The 19,876-nt window shown below is 33.3% G+C and carries 14 protein-coding genes and 1 pseudogene; 5 read left to right on the forward strand and 10 right to left on the reverse strand.

Features of this window, described 5'->3' with window-relative positions:
- Window positions 1–5: 5 nt before the first annotated feature.
- The 6 genes and pseudogenes from Q0921_RS15170 to Q0921_RS15195 form a co-directional block, all read right to left on the reverse strand.
- A complete protein-coding gene (locus tag Q0921_RS15170) occupies window positions 6–1,295 on the reverse strand; it encodes a serine hydrolase (protein ID WP_299258303.1) in 1,290 nt (429 codons plus the stop codon).
- Between the two features lie 255 nt (window positions 1,296–1,550).
- Window positions 1,551–1,889, reverse strand: a complete 339-nt coding sequence (locus tag Q0921_RS15175; RefSeq protein WP_299258305.1) for a hypothetical protein — start codon at window positions 1,887–1,889, stop codon at window positions 1,551–1,553.
- A 385-nt stretch (window positions 1,890–2,274) separates the two neighbouring features.
- Window positions 2,275–2,814: a thioredoxin fold domain-containing protein gene (locus tag Q0921_RS15180; RefSeq protein ID WP_299258307.1), complete on the reverse strand. Its 540-nt coding sequence runs from the start codon at window positions 2,812–2,814 to the stop codon at window positions 2,275–2,277.
- Window positions 2,815–2,967: 153 nt separating this feature from the next.
- Window positions 2,968–3,465, reverse strand: a pseudogene (locus tag Q0921_RS15185) (oligopeptide:H+ symporter); the annotation flags it as partial.
- Window positions 3,466–3,472: 7 nt separating this feature from the next.
- Window positions 3,473–4,864 (reverse strand): peptide MFS transporter, encoded by a 1,392-nt coding sequence (locus Q0921_RS15190; protein WP_299258309.1) that lies wholly within the window; start codon window positions 4,862–4,864, stop codon window positions 3,473–3,475.
- A 35-nt stretch (window positions 4,865–4,899) separates the two neighbouring features.
- Window positions 4,900–7,071, reverse strand: coding sequence for a S9 family peptidase (locus Q0921_RS15195; RefSeq protein WP_299258311.1), 2,172 nt, complete (start codon window positions 7,069–7,071; stop codon window positions 4,900–4,902).
- 250 nt (window positions 7,072–7,321) lie between these two features.
- Between Q0921_RS15195 and Q0921_RS15200 the strand changes: the two genes are divergently transcribed.
- The 3 genes from Q0921_RS15200 (at window position 7,322) to Q0921_RS15210 (ending at window position 12,603) form a co-directional block, all read left to right on the forward strand.
- The gene (locus Q0921_RS15200; protein ID WP_299258313.1) at window positions 7,322–8,638 is read left to right on the forward strand and encodes a hydroxymethylglutaryl-CoA reductase, degradative; all 1,317 of its coding nucleotides are present in this window, start codon (window positions 7,322–7,324) and stop codon (window positions 8,636–8,638) included.
- 7 nt (window positions 8,639–8,645) lie between these two features.
- Complete coding sequence (locus tag Q0921_RS15205; RefSeq protein ID WP_299258315.1) at window positions 8,646–9,590, forward strand: GYDIA family GHMP kinase; 945 nt, start codon at window positions 8,646–8,648, stop codon at window positions 9,588–9,590.
- A 481-nt stretch (window positions 9,591–10,071) separates the two neighbouring features.
- Window positions 10,072–12,603 (forward strand): glycoside hydrolase family 9 protein, encoded by a 2,532-nt coding sequence (locus Q0921_RS15210; protein ID WP_299258317.1) that lies wholly within the window; start codon window positions 10,072–10,074, stop codon window positions 12,601–12,603.
- A gap of 77 nt (window positions 12,604–12,680) precedes the next feature.
- On the opposite strand, the gene lpxD is transcribed toward Q0921_RS15210, so the two are convergent.
- The 3 genes from lpxD to Q0921_RS15225 form a co-directional block, all read right to left on the reverse strand.
- Complete coding sequence (gene lpxD, locus Q0921_RS15215) at window positions 12,681–13,670, reverse strand: UDP-3-O-(3-hydroxymyristoyl)glucosamine N-acyltransferase (protein WP_299258319.1); 990 nt, start codon at window positions 13,668–13,670, stop codon at window positions 12,681–12,683.
- A gap of 348 nt (window positions 13,671–14,018) precedes the next feature.
- Window positions 14,019–15,236, reverse strand: coding sequence for a 2-oxoglutarate dehydrogenase complex dihydrolipoyllysine-residue succinyltransferase (gene odhB / locus Q0921_RS15220; protein ID WP_299258321.1), 1,218 nt, complete (start codon window positions 15,234–15,236; stop codon window positions 14,019–14,021).
- 52 nt (window positions 15,237–15,288) lie between these two features.
- The gene (locus Q0921_RS15225) at window positions 15,289–18,069 is read right to left on the reverse strand and encodes a 2-oxoglutarate dehydrogenase E1 component (protein WP_299258323.1); all 2,781 of its coding nucleotides are present in this window, start codon (window positions 18,067–18,069) and stop codon (window positions 15,289–15,291) included.
- A 114-nt stretch (window positions 18,070–18,183) separates the two neighbouring features.
- Between Q0921_RS15225 and Q0921_RS15230 the strand changes: the two genes are divergently transcribed.
- Together Q0921_RS15230 and Q0921_RS15235 are read left to right on the forward strand one after the other, a co-directional pair.
- A complete protein-coding gene (locus tag Q0921_RS15230; RefSeq protein WP_299258325.1) occupies window positions 18,184–18,705 on the forward strand; it encodes an alpha-ketoglutarate decarboxylase in 522 nt (173 codons plus the stop codon).
- 141 nt (window positions 18,706–18,846) lie between these two features.
- A complete protein-coding gene (locus Q0921_RS15235) occupies window positions 18,847–19,218 on the forward strand; it encodes a hypothetical protein (RefSeq protein WP_299258327.1) in 372 nt (123 codons plus the stop codon).
- Window positions 19,219–19,234: 16 nt separating this feature from the next.
- Here Q0921_RS15235 and Q0921_RS15240 read toward each other — a convergent pair whose 3' ends face one another.
- On the reverse strand, window positions 19,235–19,861 hold the full coding sequence (locus tag Q0921_RS15240) for a hypothetical protein (protein ID WP_299258329.1): 627 nt from the start codon (window positions 19,859–19,861) through the stop codon (window positions 19,235–19,237).
- Between the last annotated feature and the right edge of the window lie 15 nt (window positions 19,862–19,876).

Genomic DNA, 19,876 nt, shown 5'->3' on the forward strand with positions numbered 1-19,876 from the left:
ATAGGTTACAATATATCTTTTAGGTCAGATACTTCTGCCAATAATTGTTCTTCTGGCATTTCCATTACTTGTTTAACAATTTTGTGAAGGTCAGGAATTACTGTTCTTGCTAATTTCGTAGGGCTATTGAAAAGGATTGTAATTCCAAGATCTTCTTGGGGAAATATAGCAATCTCACTTCTATAACTATTTACGTGCCCTCCATGATGAATCATTCTATTTGATTCTCCTGTTTCTCTGTTTTTAAAATCGTGAATACGCCATCCGTGCGCATAGTGTGATCCTTGATGTCCATCCCATCTCTGATAGTATTTACTTCTACCAGGAAGATTAATCACGGGATTAAAAACATTCTTTAGACCATCTGCACTCATCACACTAGGATTATGACCTAACAAAAATCGCATCCATTTAGCCATATCTGTTACACTCGCATTAACTCCTCCGGCTGGAATAGCATTATAATATTTTTGATTTAATTTTAAGGACTTCCAACGTCTACCATATTTTCTATGAGGCATTGCCACATTAGTAGATACTTTTAAGGAATTATAATCTGTAGATGCGGTATTCATCTTAAGCGGCTTAAAAATCTTTTCAGCGATTGCCTCGCCATATGATTTACCAGTTGCTTTTTCTATCATCTCACCGCTAAGTGCAAACACTGCATTTTGATAACTATATATTTTACCAGGCTTATCAATTGTTCTAATACTTTTAAACTGACCAGCAATTGTATTTAAATCTACACCATCTTCAACCAGATTAGTGAAACTATGATAAGGTAGTCCCGATGAATGAGATAATATATGTGAAAGCGTTACGCTATCGGTCCATTTTCTACTTGCCAACTGAAAAGATGGAACATAATCGTTTACCTTATCTTCCCAATTAAGTAATCCTTCTTCCACGTACATTCCAGAAAGTACCCCTGCAAAACCTTTAGAAACAGATCCAATTCTAAAAAGAGTTTCTTCATTTATTGTATCATTTAGGGAAGCATTTCTTTTTCCAAAACCACCTAAATAGATAACCGAATCACATTTTACTATACCTACACCAGCTCCTATAATTTTATGTTGTTTTAATGCTTGATGAAAATAGGATTCTATAGCCTCCACTAAAAGCTCTTTTTGCATATCCGAAATTGGATTCTTGAAAAAGTTAGTAGGTGGTTGAACTTGACTTAGTTCTTTAGATGGTTTCGAAGGCTCTATCTTATTTGCAGAAATAAGAGGGAAAAGCAATGCAATTAATAACAACATTGAAGGGGCAATGATGAAGCGTTTTTTCATAATAGGTTAAGCTCTGGATAAATATTTAAAACTTTAAAAAAATAGGGAGGGTTTTAAATACTTTAATTAAACGATTTGGTTTACTATTTATTTCAATTATGAACCAAATATAACGATTATATGCAAATATCATCGTTGAAATGCGTTTATTTTTAAAGTTTAACGTTTTACAATTAAAAATTTAAGGTTTTTAGTATTTTTTTGTAAGAAAAATCTTTCTTAAATCTAATTATTACTGTCCTTTTATAAACTGAATTATGCTAATTTAATATCTTCTTTAAAAAGCGTATGAATATATTCTGCGTGAATATCTGCATTATGTTTACTCTCAAGACAGTGAAATAACAAGTGAATTAACCCATAATCACCTAAACAATCACGATACTCATCCTGATCCTTATTTTTTACCCAAAGAATAAAACTACACAAATGCCCTATCTCCCCTAATTTATCGGGCTTCTTTAAACATTTTTTAAACTCATTCAAATCCATAAGAGCATATTCATCATACTTTTGCTTACAAAAGTTATAATCGAATGTGTGCTTATAAGATCTAAGCTTCCTGTTCTGTATTTCATACTTAATACCACTCATAAGGTATATTTCTTTAATTAGGTACTTCTGCTATACATACACTTAGTTTTACTCTACATTAGCAATATGTACTCCATAAATGTATTTTTAAGACTTTTTTAATGAAGTTTAACTAACCTCTAAGATTAGGAATTATTCCGAAACAAAGATACAGAATTAGGAATTATTCCAAGTTTGTTTATGTGTTTTATTTTATAAAGTTGGTTATAAAATAAGATGGAAAGTAGTGGGTTAGTTTAATATCAAACAAGCAGATTATAGCTGCCTTAATTTTCTAGTTAATTAATAAAACACGAACTAGCAGTTACAAAATCAGCAAAATAAAGTTCAAAAAAAACTTCTTTTACCAATTATAGTAAAAGAAGTTTTTTAGATAAAGTTTTTTTTAATTACTAAATGTACTCACAAATGATTGTTCATACTGCTGCCAAGCGTCAGCACTGGTCAATTTTTTATAATCATTAGTATGTATCATTTTTAAATAAATTTCTAACTGTTGTGGTGTCTTATAACCTACAACAGGAGCGATTAGATTTCCTTTTTCATCAAAGAATACTATACTTGGATATCCGCTAATTTTTAATGCATTCGCAAAAAAATGCTGGCTATTTCTTCCTTTTCTATCTGGATTATGATTAGGATTTGTGTAGGTAAAATCATTATAACTAATTTCCTCCGTCCCTTCTCCATTAAACTTTACAGCATAATAATTAGAATTTACATATTCAACTACATCTTTATTATGAAAAGTATTTTTGTCCAATAATTTACAAGGGCCGCACCAATCGGTATACACGTCCATAAAAATCTTCTTTGGAGTTTTCTCTTGTGCCTCCAGTGCTTCATTCATAGACATCCATTTGATTTCTTGTGCCTGAATAGGCAAAACAAAAAGAAATCCAATTAGAAAAAGTAGGTTTTTCATGTGTTTAAAATTTGTATTTACATATTAGTCGAAACAAAAACTGTTCCTTATTAAAAACTTCACCCGTTTTGGGTAACGGGTAAAGTTGTATTTTTAGTATTAACGGATTCCGTGCATTAGCTTCTTTAGCAATGGGTTCAAAACAATAATTAATGCTCCGTCATTCACTCCCATGTAAAATATGGTATACGCACCATCTTTTTTAGCATCATTGCCTTTATACATTTCTGAAATGATAGAAGTAATATTAGGTTTGAATAAACCTGTACCTATCACCAGTAACCCTAATCCAATATATAAAGTGGTTTCCGTTTCGAACGCCATGGAAGCATGACCTAGTGTCATAATCAAACAACCAATCGTAACTGCCCATCGATACCCAGTAATTTTATCTGCAATATAACCTCCTAGTATAGGAGTCAAGTATAATAGCGATGCATAGGTCCCAAATAATGCTAATGCATGTTCTCGTGGCCAATTTGCCCAACCTGGGTTTTCTCCGAACAATGGTTGGGTTAAAAAAATTACCAAAAGAATTCTGATCCCATAGAATGAAAATCGTTCCCACATTTCAGTAAAGAAAAGTACAAATAATCCCGAAGGATGCCCCAAAACCTTATCCTTAAATAAGTTTTCGATATCAGTATTCATAGATATATTATTGGTTGTCTGCTAATTCGAAACCTTCCGCTTCTTCGTTTAAAGTCCCTTCTTTATCTTCTACTCCGTGTGTCAATACTTCCAATTTCTTTCTAAATAACATTACCAAAAGGCCAAATATTACACAAAAAATAGCAATACCTGTAAATATAGTAAACTCCCCTAAACTCTCTGCAGACTCACCTAACAAGCCCGCTAATTTGTTACCAAATCCTGTCATCGCAAAATAAACACCCATCATTAGCGCTCCATACTTAACAGGAGCTAATTTTGTAATAAACGACAATGCAACAGGAGATATACAAAGCTCACCAATTGTATGGAACAAATATGCTAATACCAACCAATACATAGCCGAAGAACCTTCCGATTCAAATTCCATCGAAGCAGCAGTCATAAAAAAGAAACCTGTTCCCATTATAATAAGGCCTAAAATCATTTTAAACAACGAACTCGATACTTTTCCTTTTAATTTCCTATTAGCCCAATACCAAGCAACAGAAGTCCCTAAGAAAATAATAAACATTGCGTTTAAAGATTGAAACCAAGAAGCTGGAACTTCCCAACCCATAAACATTCGATCTGTTTTTCCACTTGCATAAAGATTCATTAACCCCCCTGCCTGTTCAAAAGCTCCCCAAAAAACAATAACTAACAAGAAAGAAATAAGTAAAACTATTATTCTATCTTTTTCAACTTTTGTTAAAGGTTTTTCCATAGCTTCTTTATCTTCAATTTTCTCTGAAGTTCCGAGGAAGTTTCCAACATTTTTCAGATATTTTTGCCCTAAAAGATATTGTAGCAGCCCCAAAGCCATTCCAATTCCGGCAAGACCAAATCCATAGTGCCAACCGTGTACTTCTCCGACATATCCAACAATCAAACTGGACAAAAACGCTCCTAAATTAATTCCTATATAAAAAATTGTAAAACCTTTATCTCTTCTAATATCACCTTGTTTGTACAGACCTCCAACCATTGTGGAAATATTTGGCTTTAACATCCCAACACCGGCTATAATTAAACCAAGTCCAGAATACCAAGCCCACATCTCCTCAATAGCCAAAATACTATGCCCTGCTACCAATAGAACTCCTCCTATTAAAACAGATTTTTTCTGACCCAACAACTTATCTGCTATCCATCCTCCAGGAATAGATGCCACGTAAACCAACATAGTATACCAACCATACAATGATAAAGCTTCTCCAGAAGACCAGCCCAAACCTGCATTTTCATCAATTGTTTTAGCCGTTAGATACAATACAAAGATTGCTCTCATACCATAATAAGAGAATCTTTCCCACATTTCTGTGAAAAATAATATGTATAATCCTACTGGATGTCCAAAAAGCTCTTTTTGATGAGCTGCCTTTACTGTATTTGTCATTATGTTAGTTTAATTAATATGAGTTGTTTAATGATTTATAAGTTCGCTTTAATAAAATTGGTCATCTTATTATATAGATGTAATCGAGTGTTACCTCCATAAATACCGTGATTCTTATCTGGATATATCGCCCAATCAAAATCTTTATTCTTCTGCACCAACGCTTCAATCAAACGCATAGTATTCTGTACGTGTACATTGTCATCTGCGCTACCATGTACTAATAAAAATTTACCTTTTAATCCATCTACAAAATTGATTGGAGAATTATCATCGTATCCTTTTGCATTCTCCTGCGGAGTCTTCAGATATCGTTCTGTATAAATCGTATCATAAAACCTCCAACTGGTAACCGGAGCCACAGCAATAGCCATTTTAAAAGTATCTGGTGCCTTAAACAAACAATTACTAGACATAAAACCTCCATAACTCCATCCCCATATTCCAATTCTTGACGCATCGATGTATTCTAATGCCCCTAACTGTTTTGCCGCTGCGATCTGATCCTGAACCTCTAAATTCCCTAAATCATTTTGCGTTACTTTCTTAAACTTAGCTCCTTTAAAACCAGTACCTCTTCCGTCTATACAAACAACAACATATCCTTGTTGTGCTAGCATCATATACCAATAATCATTACTTCTGTTCCAAGTATTGCTTACTGATTGAGATCCTGGTCCAGAATATTGATACATAAACAATGGATACTTCTTAGCAGGATCAAAATTCTTTGGCTTGATCGTCCACATATTTAATGTTTCGCCATTAATATCTATAGTAGAAAATTCTTTTGGCCTTACATCGTATTCTGTAAGCTTATCTTGTAAACCTTGATTATTTTTTATCTCACGAATCACTTCTCCATTCGCGGCGTTATTTAAAGTAAACTCATATGGAGTAGTAGCACTTGAGAAATAATTAATGTATTGACTGAAATCTGCACTGAAATCTGCATCATTTGTTCCTTCTTTTGTACTTAATCTCTTTTTACTTTTTCCGTCTAAACCAATTGAATAAATATCTCTATTGATATTTTTATTCTCTACACTTTGATATAAGATAGTTTTATTTTTAGCATCATATCCATAGTAATCCGTTACCTCCCAAGAACCGGTAGTAATTTGATTAATTAATTCTCCTGTTTCTTTATAATGGTAAATATGATTATATCCATCTTTTTCACTGGTCCAGATAAAACTATTATCTTCTAAAAAGGTAAGATTATCCGTAACATCAATATAAGCCTCATCTTTCTCATTTAGGACAATCTTTGGAGTTTTCGTTTTAGCATCTACAAAAATTAAATCCAGATTATTTTGGTGTCTATTTAAAACTTGTACACTCAAAATATCTGGATTGGCAGACCATTTTATTCTAGGGATATAGAAATCTTTATAATCTCCCAGATTTATTTTATCTAAAGACATACTTCCTAAGTCCGCTATATGCAATGAGACTTCTGCATTTTTCTCTCCAGCTTTAGGGTATTTAAACACATCCTGTTTTTGGTATAGCTCTGCGCCATATACATCCATAGAAAATTCTGGAACATCTTTCTCATTAAACCTAATAAAAGCCACTTTATTGCTATCTGCGCTCCAATCAAAAGCTCTTACAAAGGCAAACTCTTCCTCGTAAACCCAATCCGTAATACCGTTAATAATCTCATTTTTCTTGCCATCATCAGTTAACTGAATTTCTTCTCCAGTTACAAAATCGAGTACATAAATATTATTATCAAATACATATGCTAGTTTGTTTCCGTTAGGAGACAAAGCTGGGGATTGTATTTTCTTATCACTAATTTTAAAACTACTATTAGATGGGACATCAAAAATATGATATATTCCTCTTGATGAACGGCGATAGATTTGCTCTAGTTCACTAGCAAGTAAGATTCTTTTCTCATCTTTACTAAATTCATATCCCTGAATGTACTTAAGGTCTTCTATATTAGATGATTTAATTAATGTATTTGCTTTTTCTCCAGTTGCATAGTCGTAGACTTCTATGGATGTATCTCCACTAGTATCGTCTCTTTCTAAAACGGAATATTCCTTACCATTATTCATAGAGTGCAAGGATTGCAACCTTTCTGTTCTAAAAGTTCCACCCCATATTTCTTCTAGAGTAAAAGCTTTTTCCTGTGCAACAGTTGTAAGACCTATAAATAATACTATTCCTAAAAAGAATCTGGTAACCCTCATACTTTACTTTTATAAAAAATTTGTTAACGCCAAGAATACTAAAAAATCCGTGAAAAATACAACAATTGACGTTAAATACAATAAAATGGAATACGAGAAACGAATATTTATTAGCATATTATCAATCAAACCTTAAGAATTGATAGAATAATGTACTTTCTAAATAATGCAAATAGTATTTAAGAATTAGCAAAAATCGTTTGAAACAAAACAGAATAGTATCTTTGAGACCTGATAGTAAAAAAATAATATGGCTCCAGTAGTTTCTGGCTTTTCTAAGCTTTCTAAAGATGAAAAAATAAATTGGTTGGTAGAGCATCATTTTAACAATGATCAAAATACGATCGATATACTAAAAACCTATTGGAATTCTGATAATAAGCTCCAACAATTGCACGATGAATTTACAGAAAACACCATTTCTAACTATTACTTGCCATTTTCTGTAGCACCCAACTTTTTGATTAATGGTGAGAGATTCACTATCCCGATGGCTATTGAGGAGAGTTCTGTAGTCGCTGCAGCAAGCAAAGCAGCTAAATTCTGGCAGAATAGAGGTGGATTTAAGGCTGAAGTACTATCAACTGTGAAAGTTGGGCAAGTGCATTTTACATATACAGGAGATTTCAAAAAACTAAAAACATTTTTTGAAAGTATTAAATCTCATCTTATTTCCTCTGCTTCTCATATTACCAGAAATATGGATAAACGAGGTGGTGGTATTATTGATATAGAACTTAGAGATAAATCTTCAGAAATTGAAAATTACTATCAACTACACTGTACATTTGGCACCGCTGATGCCATGGGTGCAAACTTTATAAATTCTTGTTTAGAGCAATTTGCTGATTTTTTAACCAAAGCAGCTTCTAACTATAATGACTTTTCTGAAACGGAGAAGAGCATAGAAATCATTATGAGCATTCTCTCTAATTATGTTCCTGAATGCCTAGTAAGGGCATATGTTTCTTGCCCCATAAATGATTTGCCTAAAGTAGGAGAATTATCTTCTCTTCAATATGCAGAGAAATTTATAAGAGCAGTCCAAATAGCAAAAATAGAACCTTATAGAGCCGTAACACATAATAAAGGCATCATGAATGGTATTGATGCGGTTGTATTAGCGACTGGAAATGATTTTAGAGCTATCGAAGCTGGAGCACACGCATTTGCTTCAAAAGATGGGAAATACACAAGCCTAACAAAGGCTAAAATTGAAAATGATATTTTTCATTTCTCAATAGAAATACCATTAGCACTTGGAACTGTTGGTGGACTAACTGCATTACACCCTTTAGTAAAATTAGCACTACATTTACTAGGAAACCCAAACGCTAAAAAACTAATGGAGATTACAGCAGTAGCAGGTCTTGCACAAAATTTTGGTGCAATCAACTCACTTATTACCACAGGAATCCAACAAGGGCATATGAAAATGCACCTAATGAACATCCTAAATCAGTTTCAGGCCACCAATGAAGAAAAAGAGCAGTTAATAAACTATTTTAAGACCAATACCGTAACACATAGCGAAGTAGTACAACAAATCGAAAAACTGAGACGTTAACAAATTGATGAAAAAATCTTTTTATAGCCACGGTAAACTTCTTCTAACTTCAGAATATCTAGTTCTTGATGGTATCAAAGCACTTGCATTACCAACAAAAAAAGGGCAATGGTTAGTTATAGAAGAAAATGATTCTAAAAGCATTATTTGGAAAAGTCTTGATTACGAAGGTAACTGTTGGTTTGAAACCGAAATTAAGCTGCCTTTGCATCCATCTGAAGGCACTAACACATCCGAAAAATCGATTTTAACCGATGAAGAAGGTCTAGGTATTTCTGAAACACTTCTGGAAATATTACACGTTGCTAAAGAATTGAACCCTAATTTCCTTTCTAACGAAAAAGGATGTACTATCGAAACTCGATTAGAATTTGACCGCAAATGGGGATTAGGCTCCTCTTCTACCCTTATTAACAATATTGCTCAATGGGCAGAGGTAGATGCCTTTTTACTCCTAAAGAAAAGCTTTGGAGGAAGCGGTTATGATATTGCAAGTGCACAACACAAAACTCCCATACTGTACACGCGTAAGGAAGATAAACCTTTAGTTAAAGAAGCCAACTTCAATCCAGTTTTCAAAAGTCATCTATTTTTTGTGTATTTAAACCAAAAACAAGATAGTAAACAATGTATTAAGCATTATCAATCATTACCACTTAAAGATTTTGATAAAGCATCAGAAATAATAAAACAAATAACAGAAACCATATTAAATTGCTCTTCACTAACAGAATTCTGTGAACTTATCGATCAGCATGAAGAAGTGATTTCTAGAATCATTAGAACACCAACTGTAAAATCCACCTTATTTCCAGACTATATGGGCAGTATTAAAAGTTTGGGAGGCTGGGGAGGTGATTTTGTCTTAGCCACAGGTTCTGCATCTGAAATGGAATATTTCGAAAACAAGGGGTACACTACAATAATCCCTTATTCAGAAATGGTTTTATGATCAACTAATTTCGAATAAAACAAGAGTACTTATTATGGCTTTTTTCTTATTAAGTGCATACTTCCTTTATATAAAATATCTTTAATTTAGACATTTCATATCTCTAACATTTTTTTCCGAAACCCCAAATAAACCAGCTAATAAGGGAATTCTCGTTATTCTATTTTTGAAAAAACTATATGTACATAAAATGTTAAGATATTGACATGAATACAATACTATTATTCTTTTTTAACTTTACTTCTTAGCTTAACCTTAATTTTTATTAAATAATGCGCTAAAATGAAATTAAGCAGGGTTTTTTTAAGAAGATAAAAACAAATATTTATTTAAAATTAAACAAGGTCTTTTGTGGTTCTTTAAATTTCACTTTTCCGATGGCCTGCTAATAATCTAATTTTCAATATCAATTATGAAGTGTTAAATAAACTTAAACCAAAATCTTAAAAATCACCCTTAAAATCTTAAAAAAATTATCCCAATGAAAAAGAGAATCCTATTCACTACTGCCTTTTTATTATTTATAGTTCCGTTGATTAACGGACAAATTATCTACAGTGATAACTTTGATGAAGGCATTTTAAGCATTGAATCGTCTAGTTCATACTCATCTTCCCTAATGGGAGGTAATTTAGTAATTGAGGGGGATGGTACAGCTGGAGATTTTGATCCGATTGTTTATACTTTACATAATTCAGGTAATGAAATATCTGTTGATATATCTAACAACATCAAATTCTTTATAAAGGTTTCGGGAACCTCTAATCCCGATTTTAGAATTGATCTTCAAGATGAAGATGGTTTTGTAACCAATGCTAACTCGCAATCTCTTAGAATAAATAATTCATCTACGATTTATGAATTCGATTATACAAACAATTTACAAGATGGAGGTTTTGGGGGTTCTGATTGCACAACTGCTACAGCGCCCTGCCCTGTAGACCCTTCAAAAATAAAATTTGTTCAATTTTTTGTGAATCCAGGTACAAATTCAGGGAAATATGATGGTATTATTACTATAGATTGGATTTCTTTTGGAGAACCATTAGAAGCTATACCTCCTACTTCTGATTTTGATATTCGTTATAATCAAGTATCTTATTTAAAGGGAAAAGATAAAGTAATTAATGTAGTTGCTACGAGTAGTTTTACCAACAAACCATATACTGTTTATGATAGTAATGATAACGTTGTTATCTCTGGAATCACAGGACCTTCTTCCTTATGGAATGGATCTAATGAGTATGTAACGGTAGTTGATGTTTCTTCTGCGGATACAGAAGGTACATACCGTTTTGCAATTGATGAAATGGAAGTTTCATTTAACGTAAGCATAGATGGTTATGCAGAACTTCGTGAAGAAGCGTTTAAATACTATTATTACAATAGAGCATCGACCGCACTAGAAACAGAACACGCGGGAGTTTATGCTAGACCAACGGGAATTCCCGATAATGTTGTGAAAATACATTCTTCAGCAGCCTCGTCTGCAAGACCAGTTGGTACCGAAATCTCTGCACCCAAAGGTTGGTATGATGCTGGGGACTACAACAAATACATTGTGAATAGTGGAATTAGTACGTATACCTTATTAGCAGCGTTTGAACATTATAAAGAAAATTTTGAGGTTTTAGAATATAATATTCCCGAAAAAGGTGGTGATCTTCCAGATATACTAGATGAAACTTTATGGAATTTAGAATGGATGCTTGATATGCAAGATCCTAATGATGGTGGTGTATACCATAAATTGACTGGTCTTAATTTTTCCGGAAATGTAATGCCTCATCAATATAACGAAGAAAGATTTGTTGTACAAAAGTCTACTGCTGCCGCACTTAACTTTGCGGCTGTTACAGCTGTAGCATCAAGAATATTTGCAGACTATGAAAATGTAAAACCAGGATTTAGTGCGCAACTAGAGCAAGCAGCAAAAGATGCATACGCTTGGGCAAAAGCAAATCCAACGATATATTACCGAAATGGTCCAGGAACTGCCATCCCAGATGTTAGTACTGGAGAATATGGCGATGGAAATGTTTCTGATGAGTTCAGGTGGGCCGCTACCGAATTATTTATAACGACAGATGAAAATCAATATAGCAATGATATCAATGTAAACTCTATAGGTGGAGGAACTCCTTCTTGGCCATATTCTGATCCATTAGCATTAATCTCTATCGCACACCATTCAGCTAGCTTATCTGGAGATATTAATGTTACAACTGCGAATAACACTCTAATAGCAACAGCTGATCAATTAAGAAACACGGTTAATAGCTCTCCAATGCAAATCTCTATGTCTACCTCTAATTATGTCTGGGGAAGTAATGGAAATGCTGGAAATCAATTAATAATATTAATAAGAGCATATGAATTGACCGATGATAGTACTTATTTAGATGCTGCATACAAGGCAATGGATTATCTGTTCGGAAGAAACGGAACTGGATATTCTTTTGTTACCGGATTTGGTGATAGACAAGTTTTTGATCCTCATCATAGGATATCAGTATCAGATAATGTCTCTCTTCCGGTACCAGGTATGATTGTTGGAGGACCACAGAATGAAAACAATCCGGACACAGGTGATTGTTCTTCAACCCAAGGATATCCAACTAACTTACCTGCTTCTAAATATTTAGATCACTATTGTTCTTATTCTACAAACGAGATAACTATTAACTGGAATGCGCCTCTAGTGTATGCAATGCACGCATTGCATTTTTATCAAAATCAGTCTGCAACTTTATCAGTAGATGATCTTGAGGAAATCTCAGAAGTCTTTAAGGTATATCCTAATCCAACAAAAAAAACATTAAACATAAAAACTCCTATCTCTAAGGGATCTTCTAGTATAGAATTATATTCAATACAAGGAAAGAAAGTCTTTTCTAAAGAATTAAATAGTAATCAATCCAATCTCGATATTAGCAATTTATCAGCTGGATTATATTTGGTAAAAATCAATAGTAATACCAATAGTTATACAACAAAAATTATAAAGCAGTAAAACTGAATTTAAATACAAAGGGTTCAAAAATAAATTTATTTTTGAACCCTTTGTATTTAACAACCTAGTTATGTACTCTATTTAGACAGTTTACGCAAAGTAACCCATTGCTTAAGCATTTCTCTTGAATCACAAGCAGGATAACCTAAAACAGTTTTCCCAGCAGGAACATCATTCATAACACCCGAACCTGCAGCCACTGTAGCTCCAGAATGAATTGTTACATGATCTTTTATAGAAGCGCTACCTCCAATAACCACTCCATCACCCAAGGTAACAGAACCTGCCAAACCACTACTCCCCGCCATAATACAAAAACGCCCTAATACACAATTGTGGCCGATTTGCACTAAATTATCAATCTTACAACCATCACCTAGTATGGTAGAACTAAACTTCGCACGATCTACACAAGAATTAGCGCCAATTTCTACTCCGTTACCTATAATAACATTACCGATATGAGGTATTTTCATAAGCCCACGACCATCCTCACTAGGAAGATATCCAAACCCATCCGCTCCAATACTGACATTATTATGAAAAATACAATCGTTACCTATTTTAGAACGCTCCCTAATTACCGTACCAGACCAGATAATCGTATTATTACCTATTACAGAATCATCAAAAATAGTTACATTAGGATAAAGTACGACACCATCTCCCAAAACAACATCTTTACCTATGTAACAACCAGCACCAACCTTACTTCCAGCTCCTACAACTGCAGATTCATGGATCACCGCTGTAGGATGAACATCAATATCAAAAACTGGATCTTTAAGACGAAATACTTCTAGCAACTTAGACATTGCAATATCCGCATTCTTGACCATAATAAATGCTCGATCAGGACCAGGTTCAATATCTAAGTTATCATTTACAATGGCAACGCAAGCATTAGATGTGTCCCATAAACGTGCATACTTTATACTTCTGACAAAGGTAATCTGATCATTTTTTGCATTTTTTAATTGATCTAATCCAGTTATTCTTTGACTGGTATTACCTCTTAATTTCCCCTGTAGAATAGTATTAATTTCTTCTATTGTAAACGATATCATTTATTTTTTATTAATTGATTATTGGATTCTATGATCTATCATTTTTGAAAAATTCACGAAGTCGTTATAAACAATAATGCTATAAAAAATAATGAAGTATAAAAAAACAATACAAAAAATTCAATTTAGTTAATTTTTGACAAATATCATTTTAAAACAAAAAAAATGCCTCTTAATTTTAATTTTCCTTAATCATTTATTCATTTCAAAGACAGATTATCAATAACACTTAGAATAAACAACTCATTTATTTAATCATTTCATTTTTTATGATGAACCTATTTTAAATAAAAATACCTCAATCCCTAAAAGGATTGAGGTATTCAAAATATAAGACAAAACTATATATTACATTTCTAGTGCCTTGCTTATATTATTATCCATTAATAATTCTTCCGGGTTTTCTAGCGCCTCTTTTACAGCCACCAAGAAACCTACAGATTCCTTACCATCAATAATTCTATGATCATAAGACAGTGCAACATACATAATAGGAGCTACAACGATTTGACCATCTCTTACTATAGGTCTTTCTACAATATTATGCATTCCTAAAATAGCACTCTGTGGTGGATTAATGATTGGTGTAGATAGCATACTTCCAAAAACTCCTCCATTAGTAATTGTAAAAGTTCCGCCAGTCATCTCGTCTACAGTAATCTGTCCTTCTCGTGCTCTAATCGCCAATCTTTTCACTTCAGACTCGACACCTCTAAAACTTAAGTTTTCAGCATTTCTAATTACAGGAACCATTAATCCTTTCGGTCCTGAAACCGCGATACTGATATCCTGAAAATCAAAAGAAAGCATCTCTTTACCATCTATCATAGAATTTACAGAAGGATACATTTTTAAAGCACGTACACAAGCCAACGTAAAGAATGACATAAATCCTAGACTAACACCATGTTTACTTTTGAAAGCTTCTTTATACTGTTTTCTTAAGTCAAAAATAGGCTGCATATCCACTTCATTAAAAGTGGTTAACATAGCAGTTTCATTCTTAACTGAAACTAATCTTTCTGCCACTTTACGACGTAGCATTGATAGTTTTTTACGGGATTCTCCTCTAGTTCCAGGACCTGGTGTTCCCATCGACGGAGTAGCGTCTACAGCATCTGCTTTAGTAATACGACCATCACGTCCGGTTCCTTTAACCTGAGAAGTATCAATACCTTTTTCTGCTAATACCTTTTTCGCAGCTGGAGAAGCAGTACCTTTTGCGTAAGTTTCTGTTTTCGAAGAAGTTACCGGTGCGACAGGGGCAGAAGCTTCTTCTTTCTTGACCTCTTTTATTGGCTCTTCTGAAGCATCGCCATCTGGTTTAGCAGCATCTGTATCAATAAGACATACAACCTCACCTACAGCAACAGCGTCTCCCTCTTCTGCTTTTAGTGTTATAATACCACTAGCTTCTGCAGGAAGTTCTAATGTTGCTTTATCACTATCTACCTCAGCAATTGCCTGATCTTTTTCTACATAATCACCATCTTCTACAAGCCATTGAGCTATTTCTACTTCTGTAATGGATTCTCCCGGAGAAGGGACTTTCATTTCTAAAGCCATAATTCTAAGTTTATACTTTACATCGCTTTCGCGAAAATATTTCTATTTATAGTTACTTTTTTCTTTTTTGATTGTTCTTTGCTTTGTCAAAAACAAAATCAATTACTTCCTGATGCCTTCTTTTCGATCTTGTAGCACTACCAGCTGCTGGCGCTCCATAAGGTCTTCTACTTGCAAATCTAAATGTAGTCGCATCATCATGGTGCATTAAAATATGACTTAGCGCACCCATATTACGAGGTTCTTCTTGAGCCCAAACAACATCATCTGCCTTATATTTATTGATCAACTTATCCATCTCACTTACAGGAAGTGGAAATAATTGTTCAATACGTACTAAAGCAATATCGTTTCTTTCTGTTTTTCTTCTTTCTTTTAATAAATCATAATAAAACTTACCAGTACAGAAAACTAAGGTCTTAACATCAGAAGCTTTTACTTCTACATCATCTATTACAGTTTGAAAACTACCATCTGTAAAATCTTTTACCGAAGAAACAACTTCTTCATCCCTCAATAAACTTTTAGGTGTAAATACAATTAATGGCTTACGGTATGTTGCTTTCATCTGTCTACGAAGTAGATGAAACATATTTGCTGGAGTGGTTACATCTGCAATAAACATATTGTCTTTTGCACACAATTGAAGATAACGCTCCATTCTAGCAGAAGAATGCTCAGCTCCCTGACCTTCATATCCGTGTGGTAATAATAACACCAGTCCATTTTGTAATTTCCATTTATCTTCTGCAGAAGAAATGTATTGATCTATCATAATTTGGGCTCCATTACTAAAGTCTCCAAATTGAGCTTCCCAAATAGCCAATGTTTTAGGACTTGCCATGGCATAACCATAATCAAATCCTACTACTCCATATTCGGAAAGTAGTGAATTATAGATATAGAAATCACCTTGTTCTCCTTTTAGGTTATTTAACAACAATACTTCTTCTTCACTATCCTCTACCTTAATAACCGCGTGTCTGTGCGAGAATGTACCTCTTTCTACATCTTGTCCGGACATTCTTACATCATATCCTTCTTTAAGTAAGGAACCATATGCTAGTAATTCTCCCATAGACCAATCCAAAGCATCTGTCTCAAAGAACATCTCGTGTCTTTTGTCTACTATTTTCTGTATTTTACGCAGGAACTTTTTATCAGAAGGTAATTTAGTAATTACTTCTGCAATCTCAGTAAGATCTTTTTTAGGATATGTTGTATCCACAACCTCCATCATTTGATCCTCTTGTACTCTTGTAAAACCAATCCATTCATCATGCATAAATGGTGTAATAATGGTCTTTTCTTGTTTCCGAGAATCTTCTAATTCTTCTTCAAGAGAAGCTTTATATTCTTTCTCGAGTTCTTTTACGTGATCCTTATTAATAATCCCTTCAGAAATCAGCTTTTCGGCATAAATATCTCTTGGGTTATTGTGTTTAGCTATCGCTTTATATAACTTAGGTTGAGTGAAACGAGGCTCATCCCCTTCATTATGCCCATATTTTCTATATCCTAATAAATCAATAAACACATCTCGACCAAAATTCATTCTGAAATCTAATGCAAAATTAGTTGCGTGTACTACAGCTTCTGCATCATCCGCATTTACATGTAGCACCGGAGATAATGTTACTTTACCAACATCAGTACAATAAGTAGATGAACGTGCGTCCAAATAGTTAGTAGTAAATCCTATCTGGTTATTTACCACGATATGAATAGTCCCTCCCGTTTTATATCCATCCAATTGTGCCATCTGCACTATTTCATATACCAGTCCCTGTCCTGCAATTGCAGCATCACCATGAACTACAATAGGTAAAACTTGCGAGATATCATCTTTATAATATTTATCTTGTTTTGCTCTAGCTATACCCTCTAGAACTGCACCAACTGTTTCTAAATGTGATGGATTTGGAGCAATATTCATATTAATTGCCTTACCAGAATCGGTTTCACGTTTAGAAGTCCATCCTAAATGGTATTTCACATCTCCATCAAAAACGGCTTCCTCATAATCTTTACCATCAAACTCACTAAAGATATCTTTAGGACTTTTTCCAAAAATGTTTGTCAATGTACTTAAACGACCACGATGTGCCATCCCCATAACAAATTCCTTAACTCCCATATCGGCAGCCTTTTCTACTAAAGCATCCAAAGCAGGAATTAATGACTCTCCTCCTTCCAAAGAAAAGCGTTTTTGACCAACATATTTAGTATGTAAAAAACTTTCGAAAGAAACCGCTTGATTTAGTTTCTTAAGAATATGTTTTTTCTGGTCTGAAGAAAATTTAGTTCTATTGGTATTAAAGTTCACGCGACTTTGTATCCATTCTCTTTCTTCCGGATTACGAATATACATGTATTCAATCCCAATAGCATCACAGTATATTTGCTCTAAATGAACAATAATATTACTTAATGTATTAGGACCCACACCAATAATCTCTCCTGCATTAAAAACAGTATTAAGATCACCTTGACTTAAGCCAAAGTTTTCTAACGCCAGAGAAGGATGATATTTTCTTCGTTCTCTTACCGGATTTGTTTTGGTGAATAAATGTCCACGAGTTCTGTAGGCATCAATAAGACGTACTACCTGAAACTCCTTTTGGACATTTTCGGGAACGGTAACTGTGCCCTTTGAATCTTTTTCTATATAAATGGTTTCCCCGGAGTCATCTGCACTTTCTAATCCAAAATCAAATCCTTGAAAAAATGCTCTCCAACTAGGTTCTACGCTATCTGGGTTTTGCAAATATTGATCATATAAATCTGCAAAAAATGCGGTATTAGCCGCATTCAAAAATGAATATTTATCCATATGTAAGTATTCAACCGTCTTTTTATTATAAAACAACACAAAAATACAATAATTACAGTATATTGAGTATCGAATTATATATATTTATTACAACATTTTTTTAGAAATTTAACAATGAAAGTGTTTCTTATTCAGAAAATCAGATTCTTAATCTTAGTTACCTCAATTTTCTTTTCCTTACAAAATGGGTATTCTCAAGATGATAATTTTTGGTCACATGTTAGAATTGGAGGAAATATAGGAATTGGGTTTACTAACGATACTTTTAATGGCATCATAGCTCCTTCTGCGGTCTATGATTTTAATAATCAATTTAGTACGGGATTTGGACTTAATTTTGGATATACAAATTCTCGCAATTTTACTGCGACCAATTATGGTGCTAGCCTGATCACATTATACAACCCTTTTCCTTCATTGCAATTATCTGCAGAATTTGAGCAAATGGGGGTTAGTAGAAGTTTTGAGATTGAAGGACAAGATATCAATGATGATTATTGGTATCCTGCCTTATTTATTGGAGCAGGTTATAGAATTGGATTTGTAAGTGTCGGTCTTCGTTATGATGTTTTATATGATGATAATAAAAGTATTTATGCCAGTGCATATGCTCCTTTTATAAGAGTGTTTTTCTAAACAAAGTATAATAACATCATCAAAAGTGCGTTTTTTATCTATAAAAAAACACCAGTTATCTAATATCCAAGAGAATAACTAGGGATTTACTGTATTTTCTATATTTTTAGATGTTATTTACCATTAAAACCCCAAAATACAATGAAAAAATATATTCTAATGCTATCGATTGGGATAGCGATGTCATCTTGCTCGAGTAACAAAGAAACTTTAACCACAAAATTTGATCCTGACAACAATCCTTATTTTGTGAAAAAAGAAAAAAAAGGATTGAGTGAAGTAAGCGACCCAAAAGTACAAGGTAAAATTACCACTATCATAGAAAAACACCTTGGTATTTCTATATCTTCTATTGCTATATCTCCTATAACATTAACGGATTCTGGCTATCATTGGAAATTTATGAACGTAAGAAACGGTAAAACTTTTATCGGTTCAACCGATCTTAAGTTTGAGTCAGTTAAAATAATAAAGAACAACAAAAAATCAAATACTCAAATATCTGATTTTTAAAATTATTTAGATTAGACTACCAGATATGAAAAATACATTTAGGTTTTCGATTAGAATAACCATCTAATTTCTTTTCTGCTTTTCTGAGCAATCGATACTTATAACGTATTTCTTCAAAATCCTCAATACATTTGCCGTTTTCAAACGTCAACGTGTTAAAATATTCATGATCCCAATCTGAGAGTTTTTCTCCATGTTTTCTTTCAAAACATACCTTATTAAGGTTGTTTTTAAAAAACATTCTTTGTTCTGTAACTTCAATTACTTTCTCTACGCTTGTTGATGATATTCCTTGGCTACTTTCTTTATACAAAGTATTCATATGCATTTCTTCAGAAATTAAAGTCTTTATTTTCAGCGTATCATTTTCAACAAAATAATTCTCTAAGAATGTTTCGTTACCAAAACCTTGTTTATAAACATGAGTCATTAATGTTAACTCTTCGTTTTGATAATAAAACTCAATTCTTCCGGATAAGTCTTCAGAACATTTATAATATTTGGTTCTATTTTTTATTAAAGTATCCTTATCAGTTATTCTCCCTAAGAAAGCCTCGTAAACGTCATTGGTCTTATCAAAAACCTGCTGACAATAGCCTACATTTAACATGAACAAGAATAAAATACTACTACAAAGCTTCATTGATTTAATAAATTT

It is taken from the genome of uncultured Aquimarina sp., assembly GCF_947496855.1.
Classification (GTDB): Bacteria; Bacteroidota; Bacteroidia; order Flavobacteriales; family Flavobacteriaceae; genus Aquimarina.

Excerpts from the sequence above, each read along its gene's own strand:
- Q0921_RS15210 (WP_299258317.1), top strand. The coding sequence starts at position 10,072 with ATGAAAAAGAGAATCCTATTCACTACTGCCTTTTTATTATTTATAGTT.
- Q0921_RS15230 (WP_299258325.1), top strand. The coding sequence starts at position 18,184 with ATGAAAGTGTTTCTTATTCAGAAAATCAGATTCTTAATCTTAGTTACC.
- Q0921_RS15195 (WP_299258311.1), bottom strand. The coding sequence starts at position 7,071 with ATGAGGGTTACCAGATTCTTTTTAGGAATAGTATTATTTATAGGTCTT.
- Q0921_RS15225 (WP_299258323.1), bottom strand. The coding sequence starts at position 18,069 with ATGGATAAATATTCATTTTTGAATGCGGCTAATACCGCATTTTTTGCA.
- Q0921_RS15205 (WP_299258315.1), top strand. The coding sequence starts at position 8,646 with ATGAAAAAATCTTTTTATAGCCACGGTAAACTTCTTCTAACTTCAGAA.
- Q0921_RS15235 (WP_299258327.1), top strand. The coding sequence starts at position 18,847 with ATGAAAAAATATATTCTAATGCTATCGATTGGGATAGCGATGTCATCT.
- Q0921_RS15180 (WP_299258307.1), bottom strand. The coding sequence starts at position 2,814 with ATGAAAAACCTACTTTTTCTAATTGGATTTCTTTTTGTTTTGCCTATT.
- Q0921_RS15170 (WP_299258303.1), bottom strand. The coding sequence starts at position 1,295 with ATGAAAAAACGCTTCATCATTGCCCCTTCAATGTTGTTATTAATTGCA.
- Q0921_RS15200 (WP_299258313.1), top strand. The coding sequence starts at position 7,322 with ATGGCTCCAGTAGTTTCTGGCTTTTCTAAGCTTTCTAAAGATGAAAAA.
- Q0921_RS15240 (WP_299258329.1), bottom strand. The coding sequence starts at position 19,861 with ATGAAGCTTTGTAGTAGTATTTTATTCTTGTTCATGTTAAATGTAGGC.
- lpxD (WP_299258319.1), bottom strand. The coding sequence starts at position 13,670 with ATGATATCGTTTACAATAGAAGAAATTAATACTATTCTACAGGGGAAA.
- Q0921_RS15175 (WP_299258305.1), bottom strand. The coding sequence starts at position 1,889 with ATGAGTGGTATTAAGTATGAAATACAGAACAGGAAGCTTAGATCTTAT.
- Q0921_RS15190 (WP_299258309.1), bottom strand. The coding sequence starts at position 4,864 with ATGACAAATACAGTAAAGGCAGCTCATCAAAAAGAGCTTTTTGGACAT.
- odhB (WP_299258321.1), bottom strand. The coding sequence starts at position 15,236 with ATGGCTTTAGAAATGAAAGTCCCTTCTCCGGGAGAATCCATTACAGAA.